Genomic DNA, 15,200 nt, shown 5'->3' with positions numbered 1-15,200 from the left:
TCACATCCTTTCGACGACGCGAGCACCGAGGAGCCCGGTCGGTTTGAACGTGAGGAACAGGATGAGGAAGGCGAACGAGAAGACGTCTCGCCATTCGCCGCCGAACCACGACGAACCGAATGATTCCAGCATCCCCAGCAGCAGTCCGCCCAGCATCGCGCCGTACAGGTTTCCGATCCCGCCGATGACGGCCGCCGTGAAGGCCTTCAACCCGATGATGAAGCCCATCAGGAAGTCGATCGATCCGTAGTACGCGCCGGCCATCACGCCAGCGGCACCGGCGAGCGCCGAGCCGATGAAGAAGACGGTGGAGATCACGCGGTTGACGTTGATGCCCATCAGCTGCGCGCCCTGCGGGTCGAGGGCGATCGCGCGCATCGCACGCCCCTGGCGGGTGCGCTCGACGATGTGGGCGAGGACGAGCATAAGGGCAGCGGCGATCGCCACGAGGACGATCTGCGCGGCGGTGATCCGCATACCGGCGAAGGCGAAGCCGGTCGACTCCAGACGCACCGGGAAGGCCTCGGGGTTCGGCCCGAAGATCTGCCGGACCGCGTACTCGAGGGTGAACGAGACGCCGATCGCAGTGATCAGTACCGCCAGCCGGGGGCTCTTGCGAAGCGGCCGGTAGGCGATGCGCTCGATGCCGACGCCGATGAGCCCCGTGGTCACCATCGACAGCAGAAGGATGACCAGCAGCAACGGGATTGACGATTCTTTGGAGATGCCGAACGCCGACAGGGTGGCGAACCCCGTAAAGGCACCGAGCATGTAGATGTCACCGTGCGCGAAGTTCAGCAGTTTGATGATCCCGTAAACCATGCTGTAGCCGAGCGCGACGAGAGCGTAGAACGAGCCGACGATGAGGCCGTTCCAGATGAGTTGCATCACGAGGGGATGTCCTTGCGTGTCAGGGGCTGCGATGGCGACCGGCGGGACGGCTCGCGCCGCCCCGCCGGTCGCTCTCAACCCTGGAGGTCGTCCTCGAGAACGAAGCTCCCGCTCGCGGGATCGACGCCCACGATGACAAAGCCGCCGCCCGAGAGCGTGTGGTCGTCGGTGAAGGTTAGCGGCCCAGCGAACGTCTCGAAGTCCTTTAGCCCCTCGAGCGCGGCGACCACCTTATCGAAGTCGGTGCCGCCTGCCACGTCGATCGCCTCGGCCACCACGCGCACGGCGTCATACGACTGCGTGGAGTATGGGCCGGGCTTGCCCCCCGCCAGCTTTTCGTAGTCTGCGATCCACTCGTCTGCGCCCTCGATCATGTCCGGCGTCTGGGTGAACGTGCCCACCACGTTGTCGGTGTAGCCGTCCCCCGCGATCTCGGCGAACTTCGCGTCAACCGAGCCGTCTCCAACAAGGAAGGCTCCCTCATATCCGGCATCTGTCGACTGCCGGACGATCAGACCCCCCTCCTGGTAGTAGCCCGTCCAGTAAACGAGATCTGGTCGCGCGGCCGCGAGCTCGGTGGCGACCGACGCGTAGTCGTTCTCACCCGGCGTGACGGTCGTCTCGAAGGCAACGGTGAGGCCGGCATCCTCCGCCTGCTGCACGAACGACGACGCCAAATCTGAAGAGTAGGCGGTAGCGTCGTCAATGGCGGCAACCGATTCGGCGCCCATCTTCTCGGCATAAGCCACCGCGGCCTTGGCCTGCTGCGTGCCCGTCCCGTTGATCAGAAAGACACCGGGCAGCTGCTGTTCGACGAGCTCGTTCGAGTTCGCCGCAGGTATGACCATCGGGATACCGGCTTCGTCGAAGATCGGTAAGGTCGGCAGAGTGGCACCCGAGCAGTAGCCGCCCACTGAGGCGACGACGCCCGCCGTGACCAGCTTGTTCGCTGCGGCCACCGCGGCGGTCGCGTCGCAGGCGTCATCCTCGTAGACCAGCTCGAGCTCACGGCCGCCGATGCCCCCGTCGGCATTGATCTCGTCGATGGCGAGCTGTGCGCCGTTCTTCATATAGTCGCCGAACGCCGATTCGCTTCCGGAGAACGGGGCGAGCATGCCCAGTTTGATCGGGCCGTCCGTGCTGCTACCGTCGTCGCCGTCGGAGCCGAGGCCACCCGAACAGCCAGCAGTGAGGGTAATCAGGCCGATCGCAGCGGCGAGAGTCAGAGTGCGTCGCAGACGCGGGGTGCGGATCTTCATGTTGTCCTCCTGGATGCTTCGTTGCAGTGCCAACCTCAATAGTACGTCACACATTATTCCCCTGACTGGGGTAAGGGAATCCTTCGAGATGAATTCGAGACCGCGCAGGTAGCGCGCGATCTCGCCGGTCATGCGGCCAGGCCCGAGCATTAGCCACGCTTGGCCCGCATCAGCGAGACGACCCAGCGGGCCTAGACAGCGGAGCCTCGATCGCGGGTGTCGACGCCTTCCGCGCTTTGAGAGCGGCCGACACGCTGCGGCGCGCGCAGCATCCCGCAAAGAGTGGCTCCGCGCAGGAGCAACGCATCCCGCCTCCTTGAAGGCGAGTGCCTAACGTTCGTTAAGCGGGAGCCGACCCCTGCGAGCCGGCCGAAAGTAGCCGCCGAAACGAGGCCCCGTACAACGCTTGCGGCACACTTCACCAACAACCGGGCCGCCGGCCCGCCCAAGAACGATCGTTCCCGGCTGGCCGCTCAGAGAATCGCCACAATCCACGTCGAGCTCTTCGCGGGCGCTGCAACGGCACTCGGAGCGGGGCGTAATCACGGTGCACCGCATAGTCGATGGATGACGACGCGTGAAGCTTCGCCGGTCCCCATGTGCATTCGGCGCTGGCAGGGAGATTCAGCCTTGTCGGATCTGATCGAGATCAACTAGGTGAGACATGCCTATTGCCCTGGTGGTCGGTTCGGTCTCACGAGAGCGGAGGTGTCCGTCGGCGCAGGTCTCGATTTTTGTATGACAGCGGTCGATGTCGTGCATGAGATCTCTGGGTCGGCAGAGGACCTCGGGGTTAGAAGACGGCACGGAACCGATCGGCGAGGAGCATAGTGCCTAGCGTCGCGGTCGCCGCGAGGTCCCCACGCATTGATGTACGGCTCGAGCAGGCGATCAGTGCCGTACGCTCGGCATGCAAATTTCAATATGCATTCGTCTGACCAACGTCGCTGACCGTTCCGGCCGCCTACTGGGAAATCCTTCACCGATAAAGAGGACGCAGCTGTTCCTCGGTGATCGGAAACGAAATCGAGTACTGCAACTGAGTGGCTCTCGTGTCACCCCAGTCGTCCTTCTTCAGGAGAATCGCGTCAGGAGAGACCTCGGCTATTCGGACCCGGAGCCATGATCCGTCGTCCAATCGCAGCTCATGTGGTTCGGCCAGATAGCTGAGACCGATCCTGTCGAGGGTTTCTTCGGCGATCATCCAGTCGACGACATGAGTCCGTCGCCGTCCAAGAAGGTCGATCGCGATGAATCCGTCTTCCGCCGGCTCCATCCATCCCAGTCGCTCGCCGTCGTCTGAGCGTCGATGCTCGATCCAGTCAGCTTCCATGAACTCGAGGTTACCGACTCTCCCGGGGCGTCTGGTAGGAATCGGCTCACGCGCGGCGAACCGCCGCTAAGCGATCAGAGAATGCCACCATCCAGTGATCAACGTCACAGGCAGGTTCGCACAGTCAATCGGATGGCGATCAGATAATGGATACGAGCTCTACCCAAACCGTGTCGGTCAGGCTGGTTCCCCAAAGGCCGAGAAACCCCGCGCACGGTGACACCTGAACATCGGAAACGCCATGCAGAAGACCTCCCTCATCGCCCTCGCGCGGCACGAACTCTCTCAGGCGAAGGAAGCGTCCAGCGGCAGAAGCGCAAAGACCGTCTTCGGAGGTCACGAGCATCAACTCCGACAAACACTCATTGCTCTCAGGGCCGGCGAAAGTCTGGCCGAACACGAAAGCCCCGGAGAGGCGACACTGCAAGTCCTCGAGGGCCGCGTCCTGCTCAAATTCGGAGACGTGTCGTGGAATGGATCTCCAGGAGACCTCCTCACCATCCCGGACGGGCTCCACTCACTTGACGCCAACGAGGACTCAGTCATCCTCCTAACCGTCGTCAAGAAGCAGTGAACCAGGTCGCGTGCGAATCGTGGGAACCCCGCAGTACGGTGCCCCTGATCCCTTCGCGCTCATCCATGATGAACTGATACACGATGCCACCAACGATGCGCTGCGACAGCAGGGCATGGGCCCCATCTATACGGTGGGTGCGGCTGCGCGCGTCGCCGTCATCGGTCAGGCGCCGGGACGCCGCGCTCAAGCAAGGGCTCGGTCTTGATCATCTGCACCCATCGCTCCGAGTACTCTTCGAACCCCATCGACCGCGCTTTCTCAGTAGCGGCTTCGGCGCGATTCCGTGCCGCTACGGCCGCTGGCGGGTTCCACTGGCCGAGCGAGATCTTCGTGTGCACGGCGGCAAGCCACGTCCGCGCGTCCGTCTTCGTGTGGAATGTCAGCGCTTTGTCGCCCTCGGTCCGAGCCGTGTAGGTCCTCCCGTCGGGTCCGGGATAGCGCGCTTGCCAGCGGCCAGAAGGGAGCTTGCGCAGACTGCCCCACGGCTCTCGCTTAGATGCAGTCATCGTGCCCTCCCGTGGACTTGAACGGACGAGCGTGGACCGTCGTGCCACTCCGTGCCACTCGACGCCCTCGAGACCCAGGATCCGCATATTTCCGCGCATCGTGAGGGCTTCCGTAGGTCACCTGTGGCACGAAGTGGCGCGCCCCCGGCCGCTCGCCAACCCGAATTTCGGGTGCCGGACTCTCTCGCCTCCATGAGGGAGGTGTGCTAGTGCCACCGGCGTGCCCCACCGAACGGGTATTCCTCGTCATCTCTGTCCTCCTCTGTCATTTCGAAGAGGGCACGAAAGAGGCCCGAACCCGCGAGATTTCGCGGATCCGGGCCTCTGACCAGCTGTTTCGCTGGAACCTCAGAGAGAAGTTCTCAGAAGTCCCAGTCGTCGTCTTCCGTCGCCTCGGCCTTGCCGATGACGTAGGAGGAGCCCGACCCCGAGAAGAAGTCGTGGTTCTCGTCGGCGTTCGGCGAGAGCGCCGACAGGATCGCCGGGTTCACGTTCGTGACGGTGGAGGGGAACATCGCTTCGTAGCCGAGGTTCATCAGCGCCTTGTTGGCGTTGTAGTGCAGGAACTTCTTGACGTCCTCGGTCAGGCCGACGCCGTCGTAGAGGTCCTGCGTGTACTGCACCTCGTTGTCGTAGAGCTCGAACAGCAGGTTGAAGGTGTAGTCCTTCAGCTCCTGGCGGCGCTCTTCGGTCTCCTTCTCGAGACCCTTCTGGAACTTGTAGCCGATGTAGTACCCGTGCACGGCCTCGTCGCGGATGATGAGGCGGATCAGGTCTGCCGTGTTCGTGAGCTTCGCCTTGGACGACCAGTAGATCGGCAGGTAGAAGCCCGAGTAGAACAGGAACGACTCGAGCAGGGTCGACGCGACCTTGCGCTTGAGCGGGTCGTCGCCCTGGTAGTAGTCCATGATGATCTGAGCCTTCTTCTGAAGGTTCGGGTTCTCGGTGGACCAGCGGAACGCCTCGTCGATCTCCTTCGTCGACGCGAGCGTCGAGAAGATCGAGGAGTAGCTCTTGGCGTGCACCGACTCCATGAACGCGATGTTCGTGTAGACGGCCTCTTCGTGAGGCGTGATCGCGTCAGGGATCAGCGAGACAGCGCCGACAGTGCCCTGGATCGTGTCGAGGAGCGTCAGACCGGTGAAGACGCGCATGGTGAGCAGCTGCTCTTCGGGCGTCAGCGTGTTCCACGACTGGACGTCGTTCGACAGCGGCACCTTCTCGGGCAGCCAGAAGTTGTTCACCAGACGGTTCCAGACCTCGAGGTCCTTGTCGTCCTGGATGCGGTTCCAGTTGATCGCCTGAACGCTGTCGACCAGCTTGATCGGGGGGTGAGGAGTCATTGTTCTTCGTCGTTTCTTGTGGTCAGAGCCGGATCAGAGCATGCACGAGACGCACTCGGTCATGTCGGTGCCCTCGAGCGCCATCTGACGCAGACGGATGTAGTAGATCGTCTTGATGCCCTTGCGCCATGCGTAGATCTGAGCCTTGTTGATGTCACGCGTCGTGGCGGTGTCCTTGAAGAACAGCGTCAGCGACAGGCCCTGGTCGACGTGCTGGGTGGCGGCGGCGTACGTGTCGATGACCTTCTCGTAGCCGATCTCGTATGCGTCCTGGTAGTACTCCAGGTTGTCGTTCGTCATGAACGGCGCCGGGTAGTAGACGCGGCCGAGCTTGCCTTCCTTGCGGATCTCGATCTTCGACGCGATCGGGTGGATCGACGACGTCGAGTTGTTGATGTACGAGATCGAGCCGGTCGGGGGCACTGCCTGCAGGTTCTGGTTGTAGATGCCGTGCTCCTGGATCGACGACTTCAGCGCCACCCAGTCAGCCTGCGTCGGGATGTGCTTGCCCGCGAAGAGCTCCTTGACCTTCTCGGTCTCGGGCACCCAGGCGCGCTCGATGTACTTGTCGAAGAACTCACCCGACGCGTACGTCGAGTCCTCGAAGCCGTCGAAGGCCTGCTTGCGCTCGATCGCGATGTTGTTCGAGGCGCGCAGCGCGTGGAACAGCACCGTGTAGAAGTAGATGTTCGTGAAGTCGATGCCCTCGTCGGACCCGTAGTAGACGTGCTCGCGAGCGAGGAACCCGTGCAGGTTCATCTGGCCGAGGCCGATCGCGTGCGAACGGTCGTTGCCGTCTTCGATCGAGCGGACAGAGCGGATGTGGCTCTGGTCGCTCACCGCGCTCAGCGCACGGATCGCCGTCTCGACCGTCTGGCCCAGGTCATCGGCATCCATCGACAGCGCGATGTTCATCGAGCCGAGGTTGCAGGAGATGTCCTTGCCGATCTGGTCGTACGAGAGGTCGTCGTTGTACGTGGTCGGCGTGTTCACCTGCAGGATCTCGCTGCAGAGGTTGGACATGTTGATGCGGCCCTTGATCGGGTTGGCCTTGTTCACCGTGTCTTCGAACATGATGTACGGGTAGCCCGACTCGAACTGGATCTCGGCGACCGTCTGGAAGAACTCGCGGGCGTTGATCTTCGTCTTCTTGATGCGCGGGTTGTCGACCATCTCGCGGTACTTCTCGGTGACCGAGATGTCGCCGAAGGGAACGCCGTAGACCTTCTCGACGTCGTACGGCGAGAAGAGGTACATGTCCTCGCCGTTCTTGGCGAGTTCGAACGTGATGTCGGGAACCACGACGCCGAGCGACAGCGTCTTGATGCGGATCTTCTCGTCGGCGTTCTCACGCTTGGTGTCGAGGAACCGCATGATGTCGGGGTGGTGCGCGTTGAGGTACACGGCTCCTGCACCCTGACGGGCGCCGAGCTGGTTGGCGTAGCTGAAGCTGTCTTCGAGGAGCTTCATCACGGGGATGATGCCCGAGGACTGGTTCTCGATCTGCTTGATCGGTGCCCCGGCCTCACGGATGTTCGAGAGCAGCAGCGCCACGCCGCCGCCGCGCTTGGAGAGCTGCAGAGCGGAGTTGATGCCGCGGGCGATCGACTCCATGTTGTCTTCGATGCGCAGCAGGAAGCAGCTGACGAGCTCGCCGCGCTGGGCCTTGCCCGAGTTGAGGAAGGTCGGCGTCGCGGGCTGGAAACGACCGGAGATGATCTCCTCGACCAGTGCCACTGCGAGGTTCTCGTCACCGCCGGCGAGGCCGAGGGCCGTCATCACGACGCGGTCTTCGAAGCGCTCGAGGTAGCGCTTGCCGTCGAACGTCTTGAGCGTGTAGCTCGTGTAGTACTTGAAGGCGCCGAGGAACGTCTCGAAGCGGAACTTCTTGCCGTAGGCGAGGTCGTTGAGCTTCTGGATGAACTCGAGCGAGTACTGCTCGATCACGGCCGGCTCGTAGTACTCCTTCTCGACCAGGTAATCGAGACGCTCCTTGAGCGAGTGGAAGAACACCGTGTTCTGATTGACGTGCTGCAGGAAGTACTCGCGCGCCGCCCGCTTGTCGGCGTCGAACTGGATCTTCCCGTTCGCGTCGTACAGGTTCAGCATCGCGTTGAGGGCGTGATAGTCCAGGCCCTCGTAGGTCGGGTTCATCTTGAACGCCACCGTGTCTGTCACTGAGTCTGTTCCTGCCTGCTCGTCAACTGCGGTACCCACCGTCGCTCCAATCCGTCGCTCACGCGATCTACATCGTCTTGTGTGCCGAAGATCTCGAGCCGATACAAGTGAGGCACGTTGCACTTGCGGCTGATGATGTCACCGGCGAGACAGAACGAGTCGCCGAAGTTGGTGTTCCCCGCAGAGATGACTCCGCGGATGTGATTCCGGTTGCGCTCGTCGTTGAGGAACCGGATGACCTGCTTGGGCACCGCGCCTCGTTCGACGCCGCGCCCCTCACCCCCGCCGTAGGTGGGAGTGACCAGCACGAAGGGCTCGTCGACGACGAGATCTTCCTGCTGTCGGAGAAGGGGAATGCGTCGGGCCGGGAGCCCGAGCTTCTCGACGAAACGCGCGGTGTTACCCGAGGCGCTCGAGAAGTAGACCAGGAGCGGCGCGGCGGTCGCGACGGCGCTCATGGCGGATCACGCCAGACGCGAGGCGAGCTCGTCGATCTTGTCGGGACGGAAGCCCGACCAGTGGCCCTCGTCGGTGACGACGACCGGCGCCTGCATGTAGCCGAGCGCCTTGACCTGCTCGAGTGCACTCGCGTCTTCCGACAGGTCGAGGATTTCGTACTCGATGCCCTTGGCGTCGAGCGCGCGGTAGGTGGCGTTGCACTGAACGCAGGACGGCTTCGTGTAGACCGTGATCGACATCTTTTCGCTTCCCCTCAAATCTCTGGCCTGCATCTGAATCAGGCTGTTTTCCGGTAGACCCTCACCGGGATCTCAATACTACATATAGGTACGGACATTCAGGGTGACCACTAGGGGTAGTAGTTACAGACGTGTAGTTTTCCACCGCTCGCCACTGGTACAACACAGGTTCTCCACCGTTTCTTCCACAGGCTGAGGCCCCTCGAGAGCACCTCCGAACCGCGAGAAATCGCGGCTGGAATCGACCTGCGAGAGATCCATCCACAGGTGCGACCATACGGGTGACCTCGGACATCGGATTTTCTGTGGAAACTCGGTTTGGGCGTGTCGCGGCGTGTCGGGGAGGAGCCGCTTCGACCGGCGTCGGCAGCTCCCGGTAGCGTTGACCCGTGGCGGGATATCAGGACCTTCTTCGCACGCCCGGAGTGGCGCGCATGATCGCTGCACAGCTGACCGCTCGCTTCCCCAACGGGATGACCTCGCTCGCGATCCTGCTGCACGTCGAACAGCAGACCGGCTCATACGGCTCGGCGGGCCTCGTGCTCGCCGCGACCAGCGTCGGGCAGGCCGTCGCCGGCCCGATCACGAGTCGATGGATGGGCGCCTGGGGCATGCGCCGCGTGCTCACCCTCACGCTCAGCGTGTGCGTGGTCGCCGTGCTGGGCCTCGCGCTCCTCCCCCTGAACGTCCCGGGTTACATGGTGCTCGGCATGATCGCCGGCCTCTCGACGCCTCCGGTGCAGGCCGCGGTGCGCACCATCTATCCGAAGCTCGTGAACTCGACACAGCTCACCCCTCTCTTCTCTCTCGATGCCTCCCTGCAGGAGATCATCTGGGTGCTCGCCCCTGTCGTGATCACGCTCGTCTCGACGCAGATCGGCACAGCCGTGGGGCTGCTGCTCGTGGCGATCGTGCTGGTCGGCGGCGGCGCGTGGTTCATCCTCTCGCCCGAGGTCGGCCGCGTGCGCATCCCGCGAAGCCGCAGCGCGCTCGGCAAGGTCGTGCTCAAGCCGCCGGTGCTGCTCGCCACGGTCATCGGATTCCTGCTCATCGGCGCCTGCTCCGCGGTCGAGGTCGGCGTCGTCGCGACGTTCGAGCACGGCAGCCTGGCGGCCGGCCTCGTGCTCGCGGTGTTCGCCGTCGGCAGCCTCGCCGGAGGACTCTCGTTCGGACACATCCCCATCGGGCCCTGGGCGATGGCCCGCCGCCTCACCATCGTCACGGTCGGCCTCGCACTCACCATGTTCTCCCTCAACGAGTTCTGGCTCGGCGGCACCCTGATCGTCGCCGGCATCGGAGTCGCGCCGGCCCTCGCCGTGCTGTTCGCCATCACGACCGCGAGCGTCAAGTTCAGCGAGACCGCCGAGGCATTCGGATGGGCGGGCACCGGTCAGCTGATCGGCGCCGCGGCCGGCTCAGCCGTCGCCGGCTTCCTCGTCGATGCGACGGATCCTCGCGGCGCCTATCTCGCTGCGACACTCTTCGCCGCGGCCGGACTCGTCGTCTCGATCGTCTTCGTCCGCTCCTTCCCCGATCTGCGTCATCGCGATGCGAGTCCTCACCCCGATACCGAACCCCTGGCGGTCACCCCTTCATGAGCTCTGCCCCCTCCCCCGCATCCGTCGCCCCCGAGGTCATCTGCATCGGCGAGTCCATGGGCCTCGTCACCGCCCTGGGCGCCCCGCTCGCCGAGACCGAGACGGCGGCCCTGGGGCTCGCCGGCGCGGAGGGCAACGTCGCGGTCGGACTCGTCTCGGCAGGGCACCGGGCCGCCTGGGCCTCGCGTCTGGGCGACGACCCGATCGGCGTGCGCATCTCGACCGAGCTCGAACGTCGGGGCGTCGACCTCTGGGTGGCGACCGATGCGGATGCTCCGACCGGCGTGATGTTCAAGGATCCGGGCACCGAGTCATCGTCGGTCTACTACTACCGTCGCGGGTCGGCGGCGTCGCTGATGGCGCCCGGCTTCCTCGACGCCGCGCAGCTCGCCGGCGTGCGGATCGTGCACACGACAGGCATCACCCCGGCGCTCTCCCCCTCGTGCCGCGCGATGGTCGATCAGCTGTTCGTCGACGCTCGCGCAGCCGGCGCCCTCGTCTCGTTCGACGTAAACGATCGCAGGGCGCTGTGGACGATGCAGGACGCAGCCGAGACGCTGACCCGCCTCGCGGATGCCGCCGACATCGCCTTCGTCGGCCGCGACGAGGCCGAACGCATCTGGGGCACCGTGACCCCGGCCGAGATCCGCGCTCACCTCCCCCGGTGCGCGCTCCTCATCGTGAAGGACGGCGATGTGGGCGCCACCGCATTCTCGGGCGACGACGAGCCGGTGTTCGTGCCGGCCCCGCGGGTGGAGGTCGTCGAGCCCGTCGGCGCGGGTGACGCCTTCGCTGCCGGGTTCCTCGCCGCGACGCTCGAGGGTGCAGAGCTCGCAACGCGACTGAGCGCAGGCCACGCGGCCGCCGCGCGCGTGCTGACCACCCACGGCGACCTGCCACCGCTGCCCTGAACTCCGCACGCCCCGCCCACACGACCCGGTCGTAGGCTTGCTGCATGCCTGCTCCGCTCACGCTGCCTCGCATCTCCTGGGGTGACCCGGCCTCCGACCGCCGAGTGCTCCTCGTGCACGGCCTCGGCTCGTCCGCTGCTCTGATGTGGCGAGTGGGCACCGCCCTCGCCGACGCCGGATGGCACGCGACCGCCGTCGATCTGCGTGGCCACGGCGACGCCCCTCGCGCCCTCGACTACTCAGTCGCCGCCTACGCGGCAGATCTGATCGCGACCGCGCCCGACGGCGGCGGCCCGTGGGATGCCGTGGTCGGCCACTCGCTCGGTGGAGCCGCCGGCACGGCGGCGGCAGCATCCGCTCCCGGGTGGACCCGCCGTCTCGTACTGCTCGACCCGGCGATCCTGGTCGGCGGCCGTGATGCCGCGATCGTGCGCCGAAGCCAGGAGCGCGCCTTCGCCGACAACAGGGTCGAGCTGGTTCAGCAGGAGCATCCGCACTGGCATCCGCAGGATTGGGAGCTCAAGGTCGACGCCGTGCACAGAGCGAGCGCCTGGGCCGTCGAGCAGACGAGTGCGCAGAACACTCCCTGGGATGTCACGGCGGATGCCGCGCGGCTGACCGTTCCCACCCATGTGATCGGCTCGGATCCTGAGGTCTACAGCATCTTCACCGGCGACGTCGCAGCCGCGGTGCTCGCCGCCAACCCGCTCATCACCATGTCGGTCGTCGAGGGCGCGGGGCATTCGCTGCACCGCGACAAGCCCGAAGAGACGATCAGGCAGCTGACGGAGGCCCTCGCATGACGTTCGACCCGACCGCGTACCTTCCTGACGATCTTCTCGAGCGCATCCGCGAGCGGGCCCCGATCCACGACCGCGACAACACGTTCCCCCAGCACGACCTCGACGAGCTGCGCGACGCCGGATACCTGTCGATCCTCGTCCCCGCCGACCGCGGGGGCGCGGGTCTCGGACTCGCCGAGGCTGCGATCCTCCAGCAGCGCCTGGCGACCGCCGCCCCCGCGACGGCGCTCGCGATCAACATGCATCTCGTGTGGACGGGCGTCGCCAAGGTCTTCTCCGACCGCGGGGTGCCCGGCCTCGAGTTCGTGCAGGACGGCGCGGTGGCCGGCGAGGTCTTCGCCTTCGGCATCAGCGAGGGCGGCAACGATCTGGTGCTGTTCGGCAGCGACACCGAGGCCGCGCCTACGGCCGACGGCGGCTACGCGTTCACCGGCACGAAGATCTTCACCTCGCTGGCGCCGGTCTGGACGAAGCTCGGGCTGCACGGACTCGACACGACGAGCGCCGACGCCCCGAAGCTCGTCTTCGCCTTCGTCGACCGCACCGATGCGGTCGTCACGGGCGACGACTGGGACACCCTCGGCATGCGGGGCACCCAGAGCCGCACGACCCGACTCGACGGAGCCGTTGCGGATGCCGCGCATGTGGTGCGCCGCATCGCCCCGGGCCCGAATCCCGACCCGATCGTCTTCGGCATCTTCTCGGTCTTCGAGATCCTGCTCGCCTCGGTCTACACCGGCATCGCCCGACGCGCACTCGACCTGGCCGTGCTCACCGCGCAGAAGCGCCGCTCGAAGAAGACGGGTGCCGCCTACAGCCAGGACCCCGACATCCGCTGGCGCATCGCCGACATGGGCCTCGCGTACGACGCCCTCCCCCCGCAGATCGCGGTGCTCGCCCGCGATGTCGACGAGAAGGTCGACAACGGCGCCCGGTGGTTCACGCTGCTGTCGGGCGTCAAGCATCGGGCGATCACGATGTCGAAGCACGTCGTCGACCAGGCGATGCTCGTCGCCGGCGGCGGCTCGTACTTCTCGTCGAACGAGCTGTCGCGGCTTTACCGCGACGTTCTGGCGGGGGCGTTCCACCCCTCAGACCCCGAGTCGGCGCACTCCACTGCGGCGAGCGCCTGGTTGGGTCCACTCGAGTCCTGACCGCGATATTCTGCGGTTTGCCCGCTGCGACTCAGGTAATTCTGCGGAATCGGTTGAAGGCAGCCCGCTCCGGTGCGAGGATCGCATCATGACGTCCTCAAAGAAGCATCCCCCGCTGGACGGTGTCGCCAAGACGATCATCGAGCTGCTGCAGGAGGATGGGCGGCGCTCCTACTCCGATATCGGGCGTGAGGTCGGCCTGAGCGAGGCCGCCGTGCGCCAGCGCGTGCAGCGTCTCACCGAGTCCGGCGTGATGCAGATCGTCGCCGTGACCGATCCGATGCAGCTGGGCTTCCCTCGGCAGGCCATGATCGGCATCCGCGTCTCGGGCGACACCAGAGTGGTGGCGGAGGCCATCGCCGAGATCGCCGCCATCGACTATGTGGTGATCACGGTCGGATCCTTCGACATCCTCGCCGAGGTCGTCTGCGAGGACGACGAAGACCTCCTCGCCCTCATCAACGACCACATCCGCCCGATCGACGGGGTGCTGTCGACCGAGACCTTCATCTACGCCAAGCTGCAGAAGCAGCTCTACAACTGGGGGACCAGATGAGCACGCAACGCACGACTCCGTCCGAGGCCGAACTCCAGGCCATGGCCAAAGACCACCTGTGGATGCACTTCACGCGGCAGTCGACCATGGAGAAGAGCGGCGTGCCGATCATCGTCAAGGGTGACGGCCACCGCATCTGGGACTCGAAGGGTAAGGACTACTTCGACGGGCTCTCGGGCCTCTTCGTCGTCAACGCCGGGCACGGACGCCGCCGTCTCGCCGAGGCCGCCGCGAAGCAGGCATCCGAGCTGTCGTTCTTCCCGCTGTGGTCGTATGCGCACCCGGCGGCCATCGAGCTCGCCGACCGCCTGGCCGACGAGGCCCCCGGCGATCTCAACCGCGTGTTCTTCTCGACCGGAGGCGGCGAGGCGGTCGAGACCGCGTTCAAGCTCGCGAAGCACTACTGGAAGCTGATGGGCAAGCCCACCAAGCACAAGGTCATCTCGCGCTCCGTCGCTTACCACGGCACCCCGCAGGGCGCGCTGGCGATCACCGGCATCCCGGCGATGAAATCGATGTTCGAGCCCGTCACGCCCGGCGGCTTCCGGGTGCCGAACACCAACTTCTACCGCGCGGCGGAGATGGGCGGCCCGAGCGATGACCTCGAGGCCTTCGGCCGCTGGGCGGCCGACCGCATCGAGGAGATGATCCTGTTCGAGGGCGCAGACACCGTCGCCGCCGTCTTCCTCGAGCCGGTGCAGAACTCGGGCGGATGCTTCCCGCCCCCTCCCGGATACTTCGCCCGAGTGCGCGAGATCTGCGACCGCCACGACGTGCTCCTCGTCTCCGACGAGGTCATCTGCGCGTTCGGCCGCCTCGGCCACACCTTCGCCTGCACCGGCCTGGGCTACGTGCCCGACATGATCACGTGCGCCAAGGGCATGACGAGCGGCTACTCGCCGATCGGCGCCACGATCGTGAGCGACCGCATCTACGAGCCGTTCTCGAAGGGCGACGTGTCGTTCCCGCACGGCTACACCTTCGGCGGCCACCCCGTCTCGGCGGCAGTCGCCCTCGAGAACCTCGCCATCTTCGACGAGGAGGGACTCAACGAGCGGGTGCGTGAGAACTCACCCCTGTTCCGAGCCGAGCTCGAGACGCTCCTCGACCTGCCCATCGTCGGCGACGTGCGCGGCGACGGCTACTTCTTCGGCATCGAGCTCGTGAAGGACAAGGCCACGAGGGAGACGTTCGACGATGACGAGTCCGAGCGGCTGCTGCGCGGCTTCCTCTCCCCCGCACTGTTCGAGGCCGGGCTCTACTGCCGCGCCGACGACCGCGGCGACCCAGTGATCCAGCTCGCACCGCCGCTGACGGTCGGCCCTGCCGAGTTCCGCGAGATCGGTCAGATCCTGCGGAGCGTGCTCACCGACGCGCAGTCGGTTCTCTGACG

The 15,200-nt window shown here is 65.3% G+C and carries 14 protein-coding genes; 7 read left to right on the top strand and 7 right to left on the bottom strand.

Annotation, left to right across the window (positions count from 1 at the left end):
* The 3 genes from RQG82_RS06860 to RQG82_RS06850 form a co-directional block, all read right to left on the bottom strand.
* Positions 1–888, bottom strand: coding sequence for a branched-chain amino acid ABC transporter permease (locus RQG82_RS06860; RefSeq protein WP_311258801.1), 888 nt, complete (start codon positions 886–888; stop codon positions 1–3).
* Between the two features lie 77 nt (positions 889–965).
* Positions 966–2,150: a branched-chain amino acid ABC transporter substrate-binding protein gene (locus RQG82_RS06855; protein WP_311258360.1), complete on the bottom strand. Its 1,185-nt coding sequence runs from the start codon at positions 2,148–2,150 to the stop codon at positions 966–968.
* A 979-nt stretch (positions 2,151–3,129) separates the two neighbouring features.
* Positions 3,130–3,483 (bottom strand): hypothetical protein, encoded by a 354-nt coding sequence (locus RQG82_RS06850; RefSeq protein ID WP_311258359.1) that lies wholly within the window; start codon positions 3,481–3,483, stop codon positions 3,130–3,132.
* Positions 3,484–3,724: 241 nt separating this feature from the next.
* Here RQG82_RS06850 and RQG82_RS06845 point away from each other — a divergent pair, with 241 nt between their 5' ends.
* Positions 3,725–4,057, top strand: coding sequence for a cupin domain-containing protein (locus tag RQG82_RS06845; protein ID WP_311258358.1), 333 nt, complete (start codon positions 3,725–3,727; stop codon positions 4,055–4,057).
* An 871-nt stretch (positions 4,058–4,928) separates the two neighbouring features.
* Here RQG82_RS06845 and nrdF read toward each other — a convergent pair.
* Genes nrdF through nrdH form a run of 4 tightly spaced genes read right to left on the bottom strand, consistent with a single transcriptional unit; the run spans position 4,929 to position 8,785 of the window.
* Complete coding sequence (gene nrdF / locus RQG82_RS06840) at positions 4,929–5,909, bottom strand: class 1b ribonucleoside-diphosphate reductase subunit beta (protein WP_311258357.1); 981 nt, start codon at positions 5,907–5,909, stop codon at positions 4,929–4,931.
* Between the two features lie 33 nt (positions 5,910–5,942).
* Positions 5,943–8,063, bottom strand: coding sequence for a class 1b ribonucleoside-diphosphate reductase subunit alpha (gene nrdE, locus RQG82_RS06835; RefSeq protein WP_311258800.1), 2,121 nt, complete (start codon positions 8,061–8,063; stop codon positions 5,943–5,945).
* A 20-nt stretch (positions 8,064–8,083) separates the two neighbouring features.
* Complete coding sequence (gene nrdI / locus RQG82_RS06830) at positions 8,084–8,545, bottom strand: class Ib ribonucleoside-diphosphate reductase assembly flavoprotein NrdI (RefSeq protein WP_311258356.1); 462 nt, start codon at positions 8,543–8,545, stop codon at positions 8,084–8,086.
* 6 nt (positions 8,546–8,551) lie between these two features.
* Positions 8,552–8,785: a glutaredoxin-like protein NrdH gene (gene nrdH / locus RQG82_RS06825; protein ID WP_290163066.1), complete on the bottom strand. Its 234-nt coding sequence runs from the start codon at positions 8,783–8,785 to the stop codon at positions 8,552–8,554.
* Positions 8,786–9,174: 389 nt separating this feature from the next.
* On the opposite strand from nrdH, the gene RQG82_RS06820 reads away from it, so the two are divergent.
* The 6 genes from RQG82_RS06820 to RQG82_RS06795 all read left to right on the top strand — a co-directional run bounded on the left by RQG82_RS06820 (position 9,175) and on the right by RQG82_RS06795 (position 15,198).
* The gene (locus RQG82_RS06820; RefSeq protein ID WP_311258355.1) at positions 9,175–10,383 is read left to right on the top strand and encodes an MFS transporter; all 1,209 of its coding nucleotides are present in this window, start codon (positions 9,175–9,177) and stop codon (positions 10,381–10,383) included.
* Positions 10,380–11,294 carry a sugar kinase gene (locus tag RQG82_RS06815; RefSeq protein WP_311258354.1) on the top strand — a complete coding sequence of 305 codons (915 nt, stop codon included), beginning with the start codon at positions 10,380–10,382 and terminating at the stop codon, positions 11,292–11,294. Before RQG82_RS06820 ends, RQG82_RS06815 begins: the two co-directional genes overlap by 4 nt.
* A gap of 44 nt (positions 11,295–11,338) precedes the next feature.
* Positions 11,339–12,097, top strand: a complete 759-nt coding sequence (locus RQG82_RS06810; RefSeq protein ID WP_311258353.1) for an alpha/beta hydrolase — start codon at positions 11,339–11,341, stop codon at positions 12,095–12,097.
* Positions 12,094–13,251: an acyl-CoA dehydrogenase family protein gene (locus RQG82_RS06805; protein WP_311258352.1), complete on the top strand. Its 1,158-nt coding sequence runs from the start codon at positions 12,094–12,096 to the stop codon at positions 13,249–13,251. The genes RQG82_RS06810 and RQG82_RS06805 overlap by 4 nt, the downstream gene beginning before the upstream one ends.
* A gap of 88 nt (positions 13,252–13,339) precedes the next feature.
* Complete coding sequence (locus RQG82_RS06800) at positions 13,340–13,807, top strand: Lrp/AsnC family transcriptional regulator (protein ID WP_311258351.1); 468 nt, start codon at positions 13,340–13,342, stop codon at positions 13,805–13,807.
* Positions 13,804–15,198 carry an aspartate aminotransferase family protein gene (locus RQG82_RS06795; protein ID WP_311258350.1) on the top strand — a complete coding sequence of 465 codons (1,395 nt, stop codon included), beginning with the start codon at positions 13,804–13,806 and terminating at the stop codon, positions 15,196–15,198. The genes RQG82_RS06800 and RQG82_RS06795 overlap by 4 nt, the downstream gene beginning before the upstream one ends.
* The last annotated feature ends 2 nt before the right edge of the window (positions 15,199–15,200 follow it).

It is taken from the genome of Microbacterium sp. WCS2018Hpa-9 (assembly GCF_031843745.1).
Lineage (GTDB): Bacteria > Actinomycetota > Actinomycetes > Actinomycetales > Microbacteriaceae > Microbacterium.
The sequence above is the reverse complement of the archived record's forward strand: the minus strand, read 5'-3'. Positions and strand labels throughout refer to the sequence as shown.

Coding starts and splice junctions, on each gene's coding strand:
- RQG82_RS06805 (WP_311258352.1), top strand. CDS start 12,094: ATGACGTTCGACCCGACCGCGTACCTTCCTGACGATCTTCTCGAGCGC.
- RQG82_RS06800 (WP_311258351.1), top strand. CDS start 13,340: ATGACGTCCTCAAAGAAGCATCCCCCGCTGGACGGTGTCGCCAAGACG.
- nrdH (WP_290163066.1), bottom strand. CDS start 8,785: ATGTCGATCACGGTCTACACGAAGCCGTCCTGCGTTCAGTGCAACGCC.
- RQG82_RS06795 (WP_311258350.1), top strand. CDS start 13,804: ATGAGCACGCAACGCACGACTCCGTCCGAGGCCGAACTCCAGGCCATG.
- RQG82_RS06815 (WP_311258354.1), top strand. CDS start 10,380: ATGAGCTCTGCCCCCTCCCCCGCATCCGTCGCCCCCGAGGTCATCTGC.
- RQG82_RS06850 (WP_311258359.1), bottom strand. CDS start 3,483: ATGGAAGCTGACTGGATCGAGCATCGACGCTCAGACGACGGCGAGCGA.
- RQG82_RS06845 (WP_311258358.1), top strand. CDS start 3,725: ATGCAGAAGACCTCCCTCATCGCCCTCGCGCGGCACGAACTCTCTCAG.
- RQG82_RS06860 (WP_311258801.1), bottom strand. CDS start 888: ATGCAACTCATCTGGAACGGCCTCATCGTCGGCTCGTTCTACGCTCTC.
- nrdF (WP_311258357.1), bottom strand. CDS start 5,909: ATGACTCCTCACCCCCCGATCAAGCTGGTCGACAGCGTTCAGGCGATC.
- RQG82_RS06855 (WP_311258360.1), bottom strand. CDS start 2,150: ATGAAGATCCGCACCCCGCGTCTGCGACGCACTCTGACTCTCGCCGCT.
- nrdI (WP_311258356.1), bottom strand. CDS start 8,545: ATGAGCGCCGTCGCGACCGCCGCGCCGCTCCTGGTCTACTTCTCGAGC.
- RQG82_RS06810 (WP_311258353.1), top strand. CDS start 11,339: ATGCCTGCTCCGCTCACGCTGCCTCGCATCTCCTGGGGTGACCCGGCC.
- nrdE (WP_311258800.1), bottom strand. CDS start 8,063: ATGAACCCGACCTACGAGGGCCTGGACTATCACGCCCTCAACGCGATG.